16 protein-coding genes and 1 riboswitch are annotated in these 16,462 nt (G+C 70.9%); of the genes, 11 read left to right on the forward strand and 5 right to left on the reverse strand.

Annotated elements, in window-relative coordinates:
- Positions 1-106: 106 nt before the first annotated feature.
- A complete protein-coding gene (gene otsB / locus ACIQPT_RS02270; RefSeq protein ID WP_401151694.1) occupies positions 107-958 on the forward strand; it encodes a trehalose-phosphatase in 852 nt (283 codons plus the stop codon).
- A gap of 46 nt (positions 959-1,004) precedes the next feature.
- Here otsB and ACIQPT_RS02275 read toward each other — a convergent pair whose 3' ends face one another.
- Both ACIQPT_RS02275 and ACIQPT_RS02280 read right to left on the reverse strand, forming a co-directional pair.
- Positions 1,005-2,396 (reverse strand): trehalose-6-phosphate synthase, encoded by a 1,392-nt coding sequence (locus tag ACIQPT_RS02275; RefSeq protein WP_401151697.1) that lies wholly within the window; start codon positions 2,394-2,396, stop codon positions 1,005-1,007.
- An 82-nt stretch (positions 2,397-2,478) separates the two neighbouring features.
- On the reverse strand, positions 2,479-3,429 hold the full coding sequence (locus ACIQPT_RS02280) for a glucosyl-3-phosphoglycerate synthase (RefSeq protein WP_401151699.1): 951 nt from the start codon (positions 3,427-3,429) through the stop codon (positions 2,479-2,481).
- A gap of 164 nt (positions 3,430-3,593) precedes the next feature.
- A riboswitch (SAM riboswitch) is annotated at positions 3,594-3,721 on the forward strand.
- Between the two features lie 18 nt (positions 3,722-3,739).
- On the opposite strand from ACIQPT_RS02280, the gene thrC reads away from it, so the two are divergent.
- The 10 genes from thrC to ACIQPT_RS02330 all read left to right on the forward strand — a co-directional run bounded on the left by thrC (position 3,740) and on the right by ACIQPT_RS02330 (position 13,865).
- Positions 3,740-5,035, forward strand: a complete 1,296-nt coding sequence (gene thrC / locus ACIQPT_RS02285; RefSeq protein WP_401151702.1) for a threonine synthase — start codon at positions 3,740-3,742, stop codon at positions 5,033-5,035.
- Between the two features lie 35 nt (positions 5,036-5,070).
- Positions 5,071-5,349 (forward strand): MoaD/ThiS family protein, encoded by a 279-nt coding sequence (locus ACIQPT_RS02290; RefSeq protein WP_401151705.1) that lies wholly within the window; start codon positions 5,071-5,073, stop codon positions 5,347-5,349.
- Between the two features lie 446 nt (positions 5,350-5,795).
- Positions 5,796-6,002 (forward strand): cold-shock protein, encoded by a 207-nt coding sequence (locus ACIQPT_RS02295; protein WP_003967346.1) that lies wholly within the window; start codon positions 5,796-5,798, stop codon positions 6,000-6,002.
- A gap of 342 nt (positions 6,003-6,344) precedes the next feature.
- Positions 6,345-7,967, forward strand: coding sequence for a chaperonin GroEL (gene groL, locus ACIQPT_RS02300; protein WP_003967345.1), 1,623 nt, complete (start codon positions 6,345-6,347; stop codon positions 7,965-7,967).
- A gap of 188 nt (positions 7,968-8,155) precedes the next feature.
- Positions 8,156-8,635 carry a hypothetical protein gene (locus ACIQPT_RS02305; RefSeq protein ID WP_401151709.1) on the forward strand — a complete coding sequence of 160 codons (480 nt, stop codon included), beginning with the start codon at positions 8,156-8,158 and terminating at the stop codon, positions 8,633-8,635.
- Between the two features lie 555 nt (positions 8,636-9,190).
- The gene (locus tag ACIQPT_RS02310; protein WP_106972961.1) at positions 9,191-9,313 is read left to right on the forward strand and encodes a keywimysin-related RiPP; all 123 of its coding nucleotides are present in this window, start codon (positions 9,191-9,193) and stop codon (positions 9,311-9,313) included.
- A 50-nt stretch (positions 9,314-9,363) separates the two neighbouring features.
- The gene (locus tag ACIQPT_RS02315) at positions 9,364-11,301 is read left to right on the forward strand and encodes an asparagine synthase-related protein (RefSeq protein WP_401151712.1); all 1,938 of its coding nucleotides are present in this window, start codon (positions 9,364-9,366) and stop codon (positions 11,299-11,301) included.
- On the forward strand, positions 11,298-11,549 hold the full coding sequence (locus ACIQPT_RS02320) for a lasso peptide biosynthesis PqqD family chaperone (RefSeq protein ID WP_401151715.1): 252 nt from the start codon (positions 11,298-11,300) through the stop codon (positions 11,547-11,549). Before ACIQPT_RS02315 ends, ACIQPT_RS02320 begins: the two co-directional genes overlap by 4 nt.
- Positions 11,546-12,022, forward strand: coding sequence for a lasso peptide biosynthesis B2 protein (locus tag ACIQPT_RS02325; RefSeq protein ID WP_401151717.1), 477 nt, complete (start codon positions 11,546-11,548; stop codon positions 12,020-12,022). Before ACIQPT_RS02320 ends, ACIQPT_RS02325 begins: the two co-directional genes overlap by 4 nt.
- Entirely contained in the window at positions 11,970-13,865 is a 1,896-nt protein-coding gene (locus ACIQPT_RS02330) for an ABC transporter ATP-binding protein (RefSeq protein WP_401151719.1), read from the forward strand. The genes ACIQPT_RS02325 and ACIQPT_RS02330 overlap by 53 nt, the downstream gene beginning before the upstream one ends.
- 46 nt (positions 13,866-13,911) lie before the next feature.
- On the opposite strand, the gene ACIQPT_RS02335 is transcribed toward ACIQPT_RS02330, so the two are convergent.
- The 3 genes from ACIQPT_RS02335 to ACIQPT_RS02345 form a co-directional block, all read right to left on the reverse strand.
- Positions 13,912-14,499: a Uma2 family endonuclease gene (locus tag ACIQPT_RS02335; RefSeq protein WP_401151721.1), complete on the reverse strand. Its 588-nt coding sequence runs from the start codon at positions 14,497-14,499 to the stop codon at positions 13,912-13,914.
- A gap of 56 nt (positions 14,500-14,555) precedes the next feature.
- Entirely contained in the window at positions 14,556-15,431 is an 876-nt protein-coding gene (locus ACIQPT_RS02340; protein ID WP_401151724.1) for a hypothetical protein, read from the reverse strand.
- Between the two features lie 309 nt (positions 15,432-15,740).
- Positions 15,741-16,361 carry a hypothetical protein gene (locus tag ACIQPT_RS02345; protein ID WP_401151727.1) on the reverse strand — a complete coding sequence of 207 codons (621 nt, stop codon included), beginning with the start codon at positions 16,359-16,361 and terminating at the stop codon, positions 15,741-15,743.
- Positions 16,362-16,462: the final 101 nt, after the last annotated feature.

Below are 16,462 nucleotides of genomic sequence, written 5' to 3' on the forward strand. Positions count from 1 at the left end.
CATGGAGTCGTGAGGGAATGACTGTCAAGCGAGGCAGGCCGCGGGGCGGAGCCCCGGCCCGGCCCGGACCCGGCGGCAGAGGGCCCGCACCCGATAGGCTCGCCCCATGGGCAGTCACCCGGAACGTCTTCCGACCCCGACCACCCCGGCCGGCCGCGAGGGGCTCGACGCCGTTCTCGCCCGGCCCGACCGCGCGGTCGTCGCCCTCGACTTCGACGGCACGCTCGCCGACATCGTCCCGGACCCCGAGCAGGCCCGCGCCCACCCCGGCACGGTGGCCGCGCTCGCCGCGCTCGCGCCGAAGGTCGCCGCCATCGCGGTGATCACCGGCCGGCCGGCGGGCGTCGCCGTGCGCTACGGAGGCTTCGCGGGGGTCCCGGGCCTGGAGCACCTCGTCGTGCTCGGGCACTACGGCGCCGAGCGCTGGGACGCCGTGACCGGTACCGTCCACGCCCCCGCCCCGCACCCGGGCGTCACCGCGGTGCGCGCCGAACTCCCCGGCGTGCTGCACGAGTTCGGCTCCTGGCACGGCACCTGGATCGAGGAGAAGGGGCAGGCTGTCGCCGTCCACACCCGGCGCGCCGAGGATCCGCAGGCGGCCTTCGAGACGTTGCGCGGACCGCTCGGCGAGCTGGCCGCGAAGCACGGACTGATCGTCGAACCGGGCCGCCTGGTCCTGGAGTTGCGCCCGCCCGGCATGGACAAGGGCGTCGCGCTCGCCACGTTCGTCGCCGAGCTGGACGCCGAGTCCGTGATCTACGCGGGCGACGACCTCGGGGACCTCGCCGCGTTCGCCGCCGTGGAGAAGCTGCGGACCGAGGGCCCGGACGGCATCCCGGGCCTCCTGGTGTGCAGCGGCAGCGCCGAGGTGCCCGAACTGGCCGAGCGCGCCGACCTGTCGGTGCCGGGCCCGGCCGCCGTGGTGGACTTCCTGGCGGCCCTGGCCGAGCGGCTCTGAGCCGGATCAGGAGACCGGCGGCTCTGAGCCGGGTCGCGGCCCCGCCTCACCCCTGCCGCAGCGCCTCCAGCTGGTCCAGGAACCACTGCTGCGGCGGCAGCGCGGTCGCCGCCTCGGCCAGCCGTTTCGTGCGGCCGGAGCGCTCGTCCCCGCTCATCGTCAGCGCCTCGTGCAGGGCTTCCGCCGTGCCCGTCACGTCGTACGGGTTCACCACGATCGCGTCCTCGCCCAGCTCCTCGTACGCCCCCGCCTCCCGCGACAGCACCAGCGCGCAGCCGTGGTCGGAGACGACCGGGATCTCCTTGGCGACCAGGTTCATGCCGTCGCGGATCGGGTTGACCAGGGCCACGTCCGCCAGCCGGTACGCGGCCAGCGAGCGGGCGAAGTCGTCCTTGACGTGGAGGACGACCGGGGTCCAACTCTCCGTGCCGTACGCCCCGTTGATCTCCGTGGCCAGGGTCTGCACCGCCGCCGTGTAGTCCCGGTAGACGGCGAGGTCCTGGCGGGAGGGGTAGGCGAAGGCGATGTGGACGACGCGCTCGCGCCACTCGGGGTGGGCGTCCAGCAGGGTCCGGTACGCGTGCAGGCCGCGCACGATGTTCTTGGACAGCTCGGTGCGGTCCACCCGGACGATGGTCTTCCGGCCCTCGCCCACCTGCTCCCGCAGCGCCGCCATCCGCTCCTCCACGTCCGGCTCCTGCGAGCGGCGGCGCAGGAAGTCCGCGTCGGCCCCGAGGCCGTGCACCCCGATCCTGGTCCGGCCCGTGCCGCCGAGGATCTCCGTACAGCAGCCGATGAACGCGTCCGCCCAGCGCCGGGTCAGGAACGCGGCCCGGTCCGCGCCGAGGATGCCGCGCAGCAGCTGTTCGGCGATGTCGTCGGGCAGCAGCCGGAAGTAGTCCACGGGCGCCCACGGGGTGTGCGAGAAGTGGCCGATCCTGAGGTCCGGGCGCAGCTCGCGGAGCATCCCGGGGACCAGGGCCAGGTGGTAGTCCTGCACGAGGACCGCCGCCCCGGGGGCCGCCTCCTCGGCGAGCGCCTCGGCGAAGGCCCGGTTGTACGTCTCGTACGAGGCCCACTGCCGGCGGAACTCCGCGTCGAAGACCGGCTCCACGGGCGTCTGGTAGAGCAGGTGGTGGACGAACCACAGCACCGAGTTGGCGATGCCGTTGTACGCGTCGGCGTGGATCCCGGCGTCGATGTCGAGCATTCGTACGCCCGCTTCGCCGACCCCGCGCCGGACCGCCTCGCGGTCGCCGTCGCCGAGGGCCGCGCAGACCCACAGCTTGTCGTCGACGGCGCTCAGCCCGGAGACGAGACCGCCCCCGCCGCGCTTGGCGTCGAGCGTCCCGTCCTCGCCGAGCGTGTACGAGACCGGGCCGCGGTTGGACGCGACGAGGACCTGGGCAGTCGGGGAGGGTGCGTGCTCGGAGACCATGTAGCGGAACCTAGCCCGTTCGGGAAGCCCCCAAACGCCTCAGAGCTTCACCGCGGCCCCCGCCCCGGCTCTTTCGCGTTTCTCACGCCGCGTGGCGCTCCGCGTACTCCGCGATCTCCCGCATCGGCGGCCGCTCCTCCGTGTCCACCGCGTGGGTGCGGGGCACGAAGCCGTCCTCGCCGCGCTCGAACTGGGTCAGCGCGGGCCGCACCAGATGGCCCCGGGAGAGCCGCAGCTGCGCCGTGCGGTAGATCGCCGCCGCCATCCGGCCCAGCGCCTGCCCGTCCTGGTGGCGGTGTTTGCGTACGCCGACGTCGACCTGGCCCAGCGCGTCCAGGCCCACGGTGTGCAGCGCGTCGACCAGCAGGCCCAGCTCCACTCCGTAACCGACCGGGAACGGCAGCCGCTCCAGCAGGGACCGCCGCACCGCGTACTCGCCGCCCAGCGGCTGTACGAATCCGGCCAGCTGCGGCCAGTGCAGATTGAGCAGCGGGCGTGCCACCAGTTCGGTGACCCGGCCGCCCTGACCTGCGCTGTCGCCGAGCGGACGGTCGTACATCGCCTTGACGAACTGGACGGCCGGGTCGGTGAGCAGTGGCCCGATCGTGCCCGAGACGAAGTCCGCCGAGAAGTCCTTGAGGTCGGCGTCGATGAAGCAGACGATCTCGCCGCTGGTCACCAGGAGCGACCGCCACAGCACCTCGCCCTTGCCGGGGAGAGCCGGGATCCGAGGCAGGATCGCGTCCCGGTGGACCACCCGGGCGCCCGCCGCCCGGGCCACGGCGGCGGTGGCGTCGGTGGAGCCGGAGTCGATCACCACGAGCTCGTCGACGAGCCGTACCTTCTCCATCAGCTCGCGGCGGATCGTCGCCACGATCGCCCCGACCGTGGCCTCCTCGTTGAGCGCGGGCAGCACCACGCTCACCGACGTACGGTGCGGATCGGCGTCCCGGGCGTCGGTGAGCCGGTTCAGCGGGCGGTCGCCGGACGACCAGGAACGCCTGGTCAGCCAGCGTTCCACCTCTTCGAGCACGGTCGGAACTCCTTGCGTGTGAGCGGTGTGTGATCCATCTCGCGGTTCGGACGACTATCTCAACGGTCCGATGCTTCGGTTACAGTCTTGAACAACGCGTATGGCCGTCGCATGTCGGGGTCGGACCGCAGATAAACGCCTGGATCGAAGATCCAGTGCCATAGAGCTCATCCAGAGGGACTGAGGGAACGGCCCGTTGAAGTCCCGGCAACCCTCCTGCCGACCGCGAGGTCACGGTGGGGAAGGTGCCAATTCCGTCTTGTGGCGAAATGCGTCGCAAGGAAGATGAGGAGAAAGGGCCTCCGCCATCATGGCTGTTCAGACCGTCGCAGGTAATGCCACCACCGCCCCCGTGGACCTCGGTCCCGCTGCGGCGCTTTCCTGCCGCGAGTGCGGCGAGCGTTTCGAGCTCGGCCCCCTTTTCGCCTGTGCGTCCTGTTTCGGGCCGCTCGAAGTGGCCTACGACCTGCCCACCGGCTCCCCGGAGGAGCTGCGCAAGCGCATCGAGGCCGGCCCGGACAACATCTGGCGGTACGCCCCGCTGCTGCCGGTGCCCGCCGACGTCGCGGAGAAGCCCAACATCAATCCCGGCTTCACCAAGCTGGTCAAGGCCGACAACCTCGCCCGTGAGCTGGGCGTCACCGGCGGCCTGTACGTGAAGGACGACTCCGGCAACCCGACGCACTCCTTCAAGGACCGCGTCGTCGCCATCGCCGTCGAGGCCGCCCGCGCCTTCGGCTTCACCACCCTCTCCTGCTCCTCCACGGGCAACCTGGCCGGAGCCGTCGGCGCCGCCGCCGCCCGCGCCGGACTGCGCTCCTGCGTGTTCATCCCGCACGACCTGGAGCAGGGCAAGGTCGTCATGGCCGCGGTGTACGGCGGTGAGCTGGTCGGCATCGAGGGCAACTACGACGACGTCAACCGCTTCTGCTCCGAGCTCATCGGCGACCCGCTCGGCGAGGGCTGGGGCTTCGTCAACGTCAACCTCCGCCCGTACTACGGCGAGGGCTCCAAGACGCTGGCGTACGAGATCTGCGAGCAGCTCGGCTGGCGGCTGCCCGACCAGATCGTCATCCCGATCGCGTCCGGCTCCCAGCTGACGAAGATCGACAAGGGGCTCCAGGAGCTCATCAAGCTCGGCCTCGTCGAGGACCGCCCGTACAAGATCTTCGGCGCCCAGGCCGAGGGCTGCTCCCCGGTCTCCGCCGCCTTCAAGGCCGGCCACGACGTCGTACGGCCCCAGAAGCCGAAGACCATCGCCAAGTCGCTGGCCATCGGCAACCCGGCGGACGGCCCGTACGTCCTGGACATCGCCCGCCGCACCGGCGGCGCGGTGGAGGACGTCACCGACGAGCAGGTCGTCGACGCGATCAAGCTGCTGGCGCGCACCGAGGGCATCTTCGGCGAGACGGCGGGCGGCGTGACGCTCGGCGTGACGAAGAAGCTGATCGAGGCCGGCGTCATCGACCCGACGCTCACCACCGTCGTGGTGAACACCGGTGACGGCCTGAAGACGCTCGACGCGGTCTCCGCGACCTCGCAGGCCACGGCGACCATCAAGCCGAGCCTGGACGCCTTCCGCGCCGCGGGCCTCGGCTCCGCCTGACCACCCCAGACCGAAGGAAGAGAAGGGCACCCACCATGAGCGTCAAGGTCCGCATCCCCACCATCCTCCGTACGTACACGGGCGGCCAGGCCGAGGTCCCGGCGGAGGGCGCGAAGCTCTCCGAGGTCATCGCGTCCCTGGAGAAAGACCACCCCGGCATCGCGGCCCGCGTCCTGGACGACCAGGGCAAGCTGCGCCGCTTCGTGAACGTGTACGTCAACGACGACGACGTGCGCTTCGAGGGCGGCCTGGACGCGGCCACGCCGGACGGCGCGGGCGTCTCGATCATCCCCGCGGTCGCCGGCGGCTGCTGAATCGCCCCGGGCCGCTCCGCGGCGGCCCCCACCGCATGCTCGTGTGACCACAGTTGCCCCCTCCGCTCACAGAAGCGGAGGGGGCAATTCTGCATGGTTGAGCACGGTACAGTTGGGGAAACCCCATCCGCTGCCCGTGCCGCCCGCATATGAGAATGCGCCCGGCCCCGATAAGAAGCAGCCAAAGTGCGTGAACCTCTTGCGGCATAAGTGCCCTTTGCCTGGCCCGACTTGCCCGTAAATCTCAGCAAACCCGCATATTCGCGAGTTCTTCTGTGCCCGGAATTCTCGTCCGATTGACCTGTTGCAGAGGGCAGTTGGGCGGATACATTCGGCCGCGGTCGACGCGCTGCGGCGCCGCACACCCTCTCCTGTCGGGGGGTGAGTTCCGACCCGGGTCCGCGAAGTGCGGTCCCGTGCAAGGGCCAGTAATAGGGGAGTTAGGCATGGCTCAGGGCACCGTCAAGTGGTTCAACGCGGAGAAGGGGTACGGCTTCATCGCGGTCGACGGTGGTGCGGATGTTTTCGTCCACTACAGCGCGATCCAGATGGACGGGTACCGCACCCTCGAAGAGGGTCAGCGAGTTGAATTCGAGATCTCGCAGGGCCAGAAGGGGCCCCAGGCCGACATGGTCAAGCTCGCCGTCGGCTGAGCTCGGCGCGGTCGTCCGACGACACTACTCACGCACGCAGGGCCCGATCCCGGATCAGGGGATCGGGCCCTCCGTGCGTCCCGGCGGCCCGGTCCGGGGGCGCGCCGCCGTCCCCGTCCGGCGCCGCCGCTGTCCACATCCGACCGGGGACGCTTGCACTCGCAGGGGTCGAGTGCTAATCATTGGCGTTAGCACTCTCCAGGTGAGAGTGACAGAAACTTGGACCGGGCCGGTGAGGCCCGCAGGTGCGGTGGGGCAAGGAACCACCACGCAGGCAGGCCGTCCGTCGCGGGCGCCTCTCGGTCCGGAGAAATCCACCCCTGTCCGGGAGGACCACTTCACATGGCCAAGATCATCGCGTTCGACGAGGAGGCACGGCGCGGTCTCGAGCGCGGGATGAACCAGCTCGCCGACGCCGTCAAGGTCACCCTCGGCCCCAAGGGCCGTAACGTCGTCCTCGAGAAGAAGTGGGGCGCGCCCACGATCACCAACGATGGTGTTTCCATCGCCAAGGAGATCGAGCTCGAGGACCCGTACGAGAAGATCGGTGCGGAGCTGGTCAAGGAGGTCGCCAAGAAGACGGACGACGTCGCCGGCGACGGTACGACCACCGCCACCGTTCTGGCTCAGGCTCTCGTTCGCGAGGGTCTGCGCAACGTCGCCGCAGGCGCCAACCCGATGGCCCTCAAGCGGGGCATCGAGAAGGCCGTCGAGGCCGTCTCCGCCGCTCTGCTGGAGCAGGCCAAGGACGTGGAGACCAAGGAGCAGATCGCTTCGACCGCCTCCATCTCCGCCGCCGACACCGAGATCGGCGCCAAGATCGCCGAGGCGATGGACAAGGTCGGCAAGGAAGGCGTCATCACCGTCGAGGAGTCCCAGACCTTCGGTCTGGAGCTCGAGCTCACCGAGGGTATGCGCTTCGACAAGGGCTACATCTCGGCGTACTTCGCGACCGACATGGAGCGTATGGAGGCGTCGCTCGACGACCCGTACATCCTGATCGTCAACTCGAAGATCGGCAGCGTCAAGGACCTGATCCCGCTGCTGGAGAAGGTCATGCAGTCGGGCAAGCCCCTGCTGATCATCGCCGAGGACGTCGAGGGCGAGGCGCTCTCCACCCTGGTCGTCAACAAGATCAAGGGCACGTTCAAGTCCGTCGCCGTCAAGGCTCCGGGCTTCGGCGACCGCCGCAAGGCCATGCTCGCGGACATCGCCATCCTCACCGGTGGCACCGTGATCTCCGAGGAGGTCGGTCTCAAGCTGGAGAACGCCGGCCTGGACCTGCTCGGCCGTGCCCGCAAGGTCGTCATCACCAAGGACGAGACCACGATCGTCGACGGCGCCGGTGACAGCGACCAGGTTCAGGGTCGCGTCAACCAGATCCGTGCCGAGATCGAGAACTCCGACTCGGACTACGACCGCGAGAAGCTCCAGGAGCGTCTGGCGAAGCTGGCCGGCGGCGTGGCCGTCATCAAGGCCGGCGCCGCCACCGAGGTGGAGCTCAAGGAGCGCAAGCACCGCATCGAGGACGCGGTGCGCAACGCCAAGGCCGCCGTCGAGGAGGGCATCGTCGCCGGTGGTGGCGTGGCTCTGCTCCAGGCCTCGGCCGTCTTCGAGAAGCTCGACCTCACGGGCGACGAGGCGACCGGCGCCAACGCCGTGAAGCTCGCGCTGGAGGCCCCGCTCAAGCAGATCGCCGTCAACGGTGGTCTCGAGGGTGGCGTCGTCGTGGAGAAGGTCCGCAACCTGCCGATCGGTCACGGCCTCAACGCCGCGACCGGCGAGTACGTCGACATGATCGCCGAGGGCATTCTCGACCCGGCGAAGGTCACGCGCTCCGCTCTGCAGAACGCCGCGTCCATCGCCGCGCTCTTCCTCACCACCGAGGCCGTCATCGCCGACAAGCCCGAGAAGGCCGGCGCGGCCGCTCCGGGCGGCATGCCGGGCGGTGACATGGACTTCTGATCGGTTCCCGGTCCGCCGGGTCGATCGAAGCTCCGCGTACGTCCCACAGGGGCGGTATCTCCTTCACGGAGGTGCCGCCCCTGTGGCGTTCCCGACCGCACTGCGACAATGCGCCGGAGGACCGGAGGACCGGAGGGCCGGGGTGCCGGGGGGCCGGTGGACCGGTCGGTACGAGAACGGGGGACGGGATGATCAAGGACTGGAAGGGGGCCTCGTTCGTTCTGGGCGGGGCCGTGCTGTTCGCGCTGGGGCTGTTCATCGTGGTGACCGGGACGGGGCTCTCCGGCGCCCTCGGCATGCGGGTCGAGACCTTCGGCCGGATCGACTGCGACGACACCCGTACGGAGAAGGGGCAGACCGTCTGGCACTGCTTCGGGGAGACCCCGGCCCAGCAGCGCGCCAACGACGCGGAGCGCGAGCGGGTGGCCCAGGAGTCGCTGCGCGCCCATGTGGACGGCACGCCCAGGTCGGCGGAGATCCAGCGCGTCAGGATCCTCTTCGCCGACCACGACGGCCGTACCGACCCCGAGACCATCACCGCGACCCAGGTGTTCGACGGCGGACGCTGGTACGCCCACTCCTCGATGGTCGTCGGCTACGGCATGATCCCGCTGCTGCTGGGCGCGGGTGGCGCGGCCTGGGGCGGCTACCGGCTGCGCAGGCGGTAGTCACGGGGCGGTAGTCACCGGGCGGTTGCACGCGATGGGCGTGGTGGGTGCGGTTGGCGTGGCCGAATGGCTACTTGCCGTGCCCTTTCCCGTACGGCAGCACGGGTCGGTGCGACTGTGCCGATGACGGTGGCGCGCCCTCGGTCCCTGAGGTAAGGCGGACGCGAAGCCGCCCGGAGTTCCGTTCCGGGTGGTTCCCCGGTTCTCCCGACGGCCGCTCCCTCTCTTGGCAGCTCACCGCCCGGCCCGGCGACCGCATACAGCCATTGGTCCAGTCCACTACCCCCCTGTGCCCCGGTGGTGTGCGACTGCACATGGCGGCCGCCCGGCACCCCGGTCTCCGGTGGAGTCGCCCCGGAGCGGCCCGTTCCGAACCTCGCCGCTCACGCTATCCAGCCAACTTCGCACGGTAAGTCGGAATCATGCGTACCGGTTCGGCAGCGGGACATGATGGCTCTGGTGTTCACGTCGTGAACACCAGTCGCATGAGTAACGTCAGTTATGCAGAAGTTATTTGGGCATAACGGTCGTCAACCGTACGGAAGGGAAGGTGTCATGAAGCTGCAGAAGAAGGCTTATGTGAAGCCGTCACTGTTCAAGCAGGGCGACTTTTCGAAGAAGACCGCCGGCTACTTCGTCGGCTCGTACAAGGAGTACTGGACCCGGCGCATCGTCTGATCCGCCGACCTGTTTCCTGTGCGCAGAGTGAGAACTTCCGAAAGGTGAAGATGCCCGGCCAGCTGCGTGACTACTTCGTCGTCCTGCCGGACAGCGTGGCGGGAGCGGTGGTGGCCGGGCGGCTTCCCGCACCGGAAGCGACCGGGCCGGCCCCGCGGACGGGTGACGCCCTGACCGTCGCCCATCCCTCGGGCCGGCCCTGGGTCGTCGCCCGCCCACTGCACCGCAGGGTCAGCCACCTCGCCCGGGGCACGGACGCCCTCGTCCTCATCGGCCCGGACCGCGTCCCCGACGCCGTGCTCGCCGGGCTCCTGGAGGGCGCCCGGGACCGGGCCGGACTGGAACGCCGCCTCGCCCGGCTGCCCGGGCTCTACCACGTCGTCGCCCGGCTCTCCGGGGAGACATGGATCCGGGGCACCGCCTCCGGACTGCGCCGGATCTACCACGCCCGCCACCCGGAGGCCGGAACCCTCGCCTCCGACCGCCCGGCGGCCCTGGCCCGGCTGACCGACGCACCCCTGGACGACGGCGCGCTGGCGCTCCGGCTGCTGGACTTCGTGCCGCACCCCCTGAGCCGCCGTGTCGTGTGGCGGGGCGTGCACGAGACCGCCGCCGGGTACGGCCTGGCCCTGCCCGTCGCAGCACCGGGCACGGCCGCCGTCCCCGGCCCCACGGAGTACCGCTGGTGGGAGCCGCCGCCCGGGGAACTCTCCCTGGCGGAAGGGGCCCGAAGACTCGGTGACGCCGTCGCCGCCTCCGTACGCGCCCATGTCGGCGGCGTGGACCGGATCAGCTGCGAGCTCTCCGGCGGCATGGACTCCACGGCCCTCACCTTCGCCGCCCGGGAGACCGGCCCGGCGGCGCTGTCCCTGCTGACGGTCGCCGCCCGGGACCGCTACAGCGAGGACGAGACCTGGGCGCGACGGGCGGTCGAGGCCGCCGGCCGCACCACTCCGGGCGCCACCGTCCCCGCCCCCGCCACCGTCCCGGACCACCACATCATCCCCGCCGACGACGCCCCCTACTTCTACGCCGACCTCGCCGCCACCGCCGAAGAGTTGAACGACGAGCCGCTCCCCGTCGCCCCCGGCCGAGCCCGCGCGCACCTGCTCCTGAGCCGCGCCCACGCCACCGGCTCCCGCTACCACCTCACCGGCTACGGCGGCGACGAACTCTTCCTCGGCCTTCCCCACGCCTACCAGGACCTCTTCCACGGCAACCCCCTCACCGCCTGGAACCACCTCAGCGGCCTGCGCCACCAGCTCGGCTGGCCCCTCCTGCCCACGGTGAAGGCCCTGCTGGACCGCTCCACGTTCCCCCGCTGGATCGCGAACGCGGTCGGCACCGAACCCCAGCCCGTCGCCCGGACCCCGCTGCTCTCCTGGGGTGTACGCCAGTCCCTGCGCCCCTGGTTCACGGACCACGCCAACGCCCTGATCACCGAGGAGTTCCGGGCCGCCGCCGAGCACGCCGAGCCGATCGACCCGTGGCGCGGGCGGCATGTGGACATCGACGCCGTACGGATGGGGGCCCGGCACTTCCAGGCGATGGAGGACGTCGGCATGACGATCGGGCTGCCGGTCGCCGCACCGTTCTACGACGACCGGATCCTGGAGGCGACCCTCGCCGTACGCCTGCCGGAGCGGGTCAGCCCCTGGCGCTACAAGCCGCTGCTCGCCGAGGCGATGCGCGGGGTGGTGCCGGACGCGCTGCTGGCCCGGACGACGAAGGACCACATGTCCTCCGACGAACACCAGGGCCTGAGCGAACACGCCCCGGAACTCACGGAGTTGTGGACGGACTCCCGACTCGCCGCACACGGCCTGGTCGACTCCCGCCGCCTGCTCCGGCTCGCCGCCGAGCCCTTCTCCCCGGTCCTGGCCGAACACTCCATCTCCCCGACCGTGGCCGGGGAGACCTGGCTCCGCACGGCCGAGAACGCCTGGCCCGTACCCCGTCGGCCCTCTACCAGCGAGGCAACCCTGTGAAGCTCAGAAAAGGCATCGCCGTCACGACCACCGAGTACGGCGGCGTCCTCCTCGACGAAAAGGACGGCAGCTACTGGCAGTTGAACGACACCAGCGTCATCGTCGTCGACACCCTCGCCGCGGGACACACCCCCGAGGTCGCCGTGGAGCGGATCCTCGCCGCGTTCGACGTCGAGCGCACCGAGGCGGAGTCGGACGTCGCGGAGCTGACCCGGCAGCTCGTCGAGGCGAAGATCCTGCGCCCATGACCACCGAGATGACGATGCCGCGCCGGGGCGCGGGAGCGGGCGGCCTGCGGCTGCGCACGGCCATCGCCGCCGCGTTCGTCCTGGCCCGCTTCAAGCCCGGCCGGCTGCGCCGGGTGCTGACCAGGTGCGCCCGGGGCGCGCGCCCGGCCTCGTACGCGGAGACGCTGGAGGTGTTCGAGGCGGTCGTCGCCACCAGCCGCCGCTGCGCGGGCCGTTACGGCTGCCTGCCCCGCTCGGTCGCCATCGCCCTGGCGTGCCGGATGTCCGGCGTGTGGCCCGACTGGTGCGCGGGGGTGCGGGCGGCTCCGCCGTTCTCGCCGCATGCTTGGGTACAGGCGGGGGGCCGTACGGTCGGGGAGCAGGCGGAACCGGCGGATCTGCGTCCCTTGGTGGTGGTGTCCGTACGCGAGGGGGTTCCGGATGAGCGCGGTAGCAGGGACGACGGCGGGGGCGGGGCAGGGCGGGCCGCCTGAGGGCAGGCCGCCTGAGGGCGAGGGGCCTGAGAGCAAGGGCCCCGAGATGTCCGCGGGGAAGCCCGCCGGGGCGCCCGCCAAAGGCGACGGGCCGGGCCCGCGCCCCCTTCGCCTCCTCCTCTCCCGGGTCCGCCCCCACCGGGGCGTACTGATCCGCGCGGGCCTCCTCTCGCTCACCGGGTCCGCGGCCGGCCTCGCGATGCCGCTGATGGCGAAGCACGCGGTCGACGCGTTCGCCGCGGACCGCTCACCCGCCGGACCGCTCGTCATGCTGACCGCGCTCGTGCTGGCCGGGGCCTGCCTCTCCGCGTACGGGCGCTACCTCATGTCCCGGACGGGGGAAGGCGTCGTCCTCCAGGCGCGCAACCAACTGGTGGGCCGCATCATGCGGTTGAAGGTTCCGGCGGTGGACCGGCTCACCCCCGGCGACCTCCAGTCACGCGTCACCAGTGACACGACGCTTCTGCGAACGGTCCTCTCCAGCGGCCTGGTCGAGTCGTTCAACAGCGTGCTGATGCTGCTGGGGACGATCGGCTTCATGGCGTACATGGACGTCACGCTGCTGGGCGTGACACTGGTGGTGATCGTCGGCATCGGAGCCGTAACCGCCCTGCTCATGCCGCGCATTCAGCGCGCCCAGCTTCGCGCGCAGGAGGCCGTGGGCGCGATGGGCGCGGCCCTGGACCGGGTGCTCCAGGCGTTCCGTACGGTCAAGGCGAGCGGGGCGGAGGAGCGGGAGACGGCGGCCGTCGCGGCCGCGGCCCGGCACGCGCACGACCGGGGGGTCTCGGTGGCGAAGTGGTCCTCGGTCTCCGACGTCACGATGATGATGTCGATCCAGCTGGCGTTCCTGGCGGTGCTGGGCGTGGGCGGCGCGCGGGTCGCCTCCGGCTCGCTGGAGATCTCGTCGCTGATCGCGTTCCTGCTCTACCTCTTCTACCTGATGGGCCCGATCGGCGGTCTGGTCGAGGGCTGGACGGGCCTGCAGAGCGGGCTCGCGGCGGTGCGCAGGATCGACGAGGTGGAGTCGCTGCCGGGCGAACCGGCCGCGGGCTCCGAGGGCGTAGCACGCGAAGTGGCGTCGACCCCGCTGGACGGGACCCCGCTGGGTGTCACCTTCCAGGACGTGACCTTCGGGTACGGGGACGAGCGCGCCCCCGCCCACAAGGGGGTGACGTTCGACGTCCCGACCGGTGGACTGGTCGCGCTGGTGGGCCCGTCCGGGGCGGGCAAGTCGACGGTGTTCAGCCTGCTGGAACGGTTCTACGACCATGACGGCGGCACGATCACGGTGGACGGCCGGGACATCCGCGACTGGCCGCTGGCCGAACTGCGGGCCTCGCTCGCGTACGTGGAGCAGGACGCCCCGGTCCTGGCCGGGACGCTCCGCGAGAACCTCCTCTTCGCCGCCCCGGACGCCGAGGACAAGGCGCTGACGGAGGCGGTGGCCCGCACTCGCCTGGACACGCTGGTCGACCGGCTGCCGGAGGGCCTGGAAACGGCGGTCGGCCACCGGGGCGTCACCCTCTCCGGCGGCGAACGCCAGCGGATCGCCATCGCCCGCGCCCTGTTGCGGCGCCCCCGGCTGCTCCTCCTGGACGAGGTGACCTCGCAGCTGGACGCGGTCAACGAGCAGGCGCTGCGCGATGTCATCTTCGAACTGGCGGAGCAGACAACGGTGTTGGTGATCGCCCACCGCCTTTCCACGGTCCGTCATGCCGACCGCATCGTGGTCCTGGAGGAGGGCCGGGTCCGCACGGCGGGCACGCACGAGGAGCTGATAGCCGGGGACGACCTGTACCGCGAACTGGCGACGACGCAGTTGGCGGCGGACGCGCGGTGAACGCGGTGAGCGCGGTGTGCGGGGTGAGGGGCCGGGTGGTGGCGGATCAGCGGGCGTAGTTCTTGAGCTCCTCGGTGTCCAGGGTGATGTCTACGGGGCCGGGGAGGGGCACCGCCTTGCCGTACCCGTACGTCGTCCGCTGCTGGTAGTGGCCCTTCTCCGGCTCGCTGTAGACGACGAGGGTGTCGTGGTCGCGGTCGACGAGGAGGTAGACCGGGATACCCGCTGCGGCGTACCCGTCACGCTTCTCCGTGCGATCACGGCTGTCGGTGTCGTGGTCGTGCGACGTCACCTCGACGGTCATGAGGACGCGGTCCGGGCTCGACCACTCGCCGTCACCCGCGAAGCGCCCCGCGCGGGCCAGGGTGCCGTCCGGCCGGGCGCGGCCGTTGCCGTACCCGCCGATCCGCAGTCCGCGTTCGCGGTACAGCCGCAGATCCGGCTGCTGCCGCATGCACTGCATCGCGACCCACATGATGATCTCGTCGTGGTCCCCGTCCGGCACGGGCTTGACCTCCAGCTTTCCGTTGATGAGCTCAAGCGTCACGGTCTCGGGGGCCGCGCGGGCGATCTGCTCGAAGTCCTCGACGGACATCTGGGCGTGCGGTGCGTGATCGGCGGTGCTGGGGGTCATGGCGTCGCCTCCTCCCCTCCATCGTGCCCCGTCGGATCTGCGGGCGAGCCGCACGGTCATCGGTATGTCCTTTCGGATCGCGGGACGAGCCCCGCCCGGACCGCGTTCATCCGGTCCCGTACACCCGTCGGCTGCACGGTTCCCGGCGGGCCCACCGGCGGCTCGGGGGACGGTCCCCGGCACGGCCGGCAGAGGCCTCCGAGCAGGGCTTCCGCGCTGCCGGGGACTCCGCACTCGCCGCATTCGAGGATGCGCAGGACGGTCCGGGGCCCCGGCAGGATCCGCTCGGGCGGCAGCTTGTCGCGCAGGCGGGTCTCCAGCAGGCGGGGGGCGCAGTGGACCGGCGACGGCAGGCCGTCGGTGAGCGCGTGCAACAGCTGCGTCTCCGTCGCGCCGCGCGCGAACCACTCGCTGACCAGGGGTTCCAGCTTTACGCAGTCGGCGGCGGACAGTGTCAGGGTGGGGGCGGTCCGCCCCAGGGCGGCGAGCAGGATGAACGCCCTCGAACGGGTGGGCCGTTGCGGCTCGTCCGGCGGGGCGTCACCCCGGGTGTACGCGTTCCACCAGCCGTCCTCGCGTGCGGTGCGGGAGAAGAAGGTCCGGGTCACCCAGAGCATGACCTCCTCGGTGATCACGCACTCGCTGCCGCGCCGCAGGTGCCCGGCGGCCTGGAGCCGGTTGAGGGTGGTGCTGAGTGCGCACTGGCCGTACGGGAGGTGCTTGGCCAGCGTCTTCACGGAGATGTCGGAGCCGTCGGGGAGCCGGTCGATGTACGCGGCGACGGCGGCGTCACGGGGGAGGAGGTGGGCGAAGTCCCGGTCGGTGCGGGGGCGTTCGCCGGGGGCGGAGCGCTTGCCGTACCCGGGCTTGGCCCTGGGGTGCGGGGGAGCGTACGCGGAGGAGGGGGCATCACTAAACTGGCTGTCAGCCATGGGGATCGCTTCCTTCGATCTTCGGTGGTTAGACCCCTGTCGGTGTTGGAGCACCGGTGGGGGTCGTCTTTTCTGCCTGGTCGTGGTCTTCCCGCACGCTAGAGCCTGGCGACCGTGCGTCGCAACTCGATCACAAGTTGTCAACTTCGCAGCCAGGGTGGGTGGGTGGGACAACTGACCCACCCACCCCATCGCTGTTAAGAGGGCTCGAATCTCGCGGCTTGAGCTCCGGGAGGTCGAGGAGATCCGGGCTCAGCGCTCAGCAGAGTCCGGGGTCCGGCCCCGGTACGGCGGTGGCAGGAAGCGCTGCTATGTGTAGGAGAGGACGATGCGGCTGTCCTTCTTGGCGATGGAATGTCCCTCGGGAATGTGCGTGTCGGCGGTGTCCATCGGGTGGACGGTCAGGTGCGGCACTGCATCGCGGTCGGCTTCCCAGGCCGTGATGTGGGCGGCGAGCTTCTTCGCCAGGGTGGTGCCATCGGGCCCGTAGCCAGCAGCCCCGAGGCGGACCTGACGCGTAGGGTCCGCTTCCTGTTCGTCGATCGTGAGAACCAGATAGGCGAGCGAGTTCTTGCTGACGAGCGCGACGCTCCGGAGGGGGATCGCGGGGCGCCGGACGCCGTCCTTGAGTGCTTGGTCGGTGACCTCGATCCGGCATACGGCGTCTTCGCAGACCGTGGCGCGAAGCCAGACCCCGTCGAAGGACTCCTGCCGTCCGATCCGAGCCTCGGACCAGACTTCCGTGACGGGTGTGGAGAACGCCTCGTTCAGGCGCTCGGCGTCGAACCGTAGGTCTTGGTCGTGGTGGAGACGGACGGTGTCGCCGGGCAGCGTGGTGGTCCGCTCTCCGTCCTGGCCGACGATCGGCACGAATCCGCACAGTTCCATTCCCTCGGAGGCGAGGGTGTCCCCGCGGCGGATGAGGATCACGGATCGGGTCTGGCCGCGCCACCGCAAGGGAAGCACGAGCCGGCCCCCCCTCAACCAGTTGGTCGCGCAGAGCAGTGGGTACGTCCCAGAACCCGACCGAT

Source organism: Streptomyces sp. NPDC091289, from assembly GCF_044757365.1.
Classification (GTDB): Bacteria; Actinomycetota; Actinomycetes; order Streptomycetales; family Streptomycetaceae; genus Streptomyces.

Bases quoted from the DNA above. Each gene is read 5' to 3' on its own strand.
- ACIQPT_RS02305 (WP_401151709.1), top strand. From the start codon at position 8,156: ATGATCAAGGACTGGAAGGGGGCCTCGTTCGTTCTGGGCGGGGCCGTG.
- ACIQPT_RS02310 (WP_106972961.1), top strand. From the start codon at position 9,191: ATGAAGCTGCAGAAGAAGGCTTATGTGAAGCCGTCACTGTTCAAGCAG.
- thrC (WP_401151702.1), top strand. From the start codon at position 3,740: ATGGCTGTTCAGACCGTCGCAGGTAATGCCACCACCGCCCCCGTGGAC.
- ACIQPT_RS02335 (WP_401151721.1), bottom strand. From the start codon at position 14,499: ATGACCCCCAGCACCGCCGATCACGCACCGCACGCCCAGATGTCCGTC.
- ACIQPT_RS02325 (WP_401151717.1), top strand. From the start codon at position 11,546: ATGACCACCGAGATGACGATGCCGCGCCGGGGCGCGGGAGCGGGCGGC.
- otsB (WP_401151694.1), top strand. From the start codon at position 107: ATGGGCAGTCACCCGGAACGTCTTCCGACCCCGACCACCCCGGCCGGC.
- groL (WP_003967345.1), top strand. From the start codon at position 6,345: ATGGCCAAGATCATCGCGTTCGACGAGGAGGCACGGCGCGGTCTCGAG.
- ACIQPT_RS02295 (WP_003967346.1), top strand. From the start codon at position 5,796: ATGGCTCAGGGCACCGTCAAGTGGTTCAACGCGGAGAAGGGGTACGGC.
- ACIQPT_RS02340 (WP_401151724.1), bottom strand. From the start codon at position 15,431: ATGGCTGACAGCCAGTTTAGTGATGCCCCCTCCTCCGCGTACGCTCCC.
- ACIQPT_RS02275 (WP_401151697.1), bottom strand. From the start codon at position 2,396: ATGGTCTCCGAGCACGCACCCTCCCCGACTGCCCAGGTCCTCGTCGCG.
- ACIQPT_RS02290 (WP_401151705.1), top strand. From the start codon at position 5,071: ATGAGCGTCAAGGTCCGCATCCCCACCATCCTCCGTACGTACACGGGC.
- ACIQPT_RS02330 (WP_401151719.1), top strand. From the start codon at position 11,970: ATGAGCGCGGTAGCAGGGACGACGGCGGGGGCGGGGCAGGGCGGGCCG.
- ACIQPT_RS02315 (WP_401151712.1), top strand. From the start codon at position 9,364: ATGCCCGGCCAGCTGCGTGACTACTTCGTCGTCCTGCCGGACAGCGTG.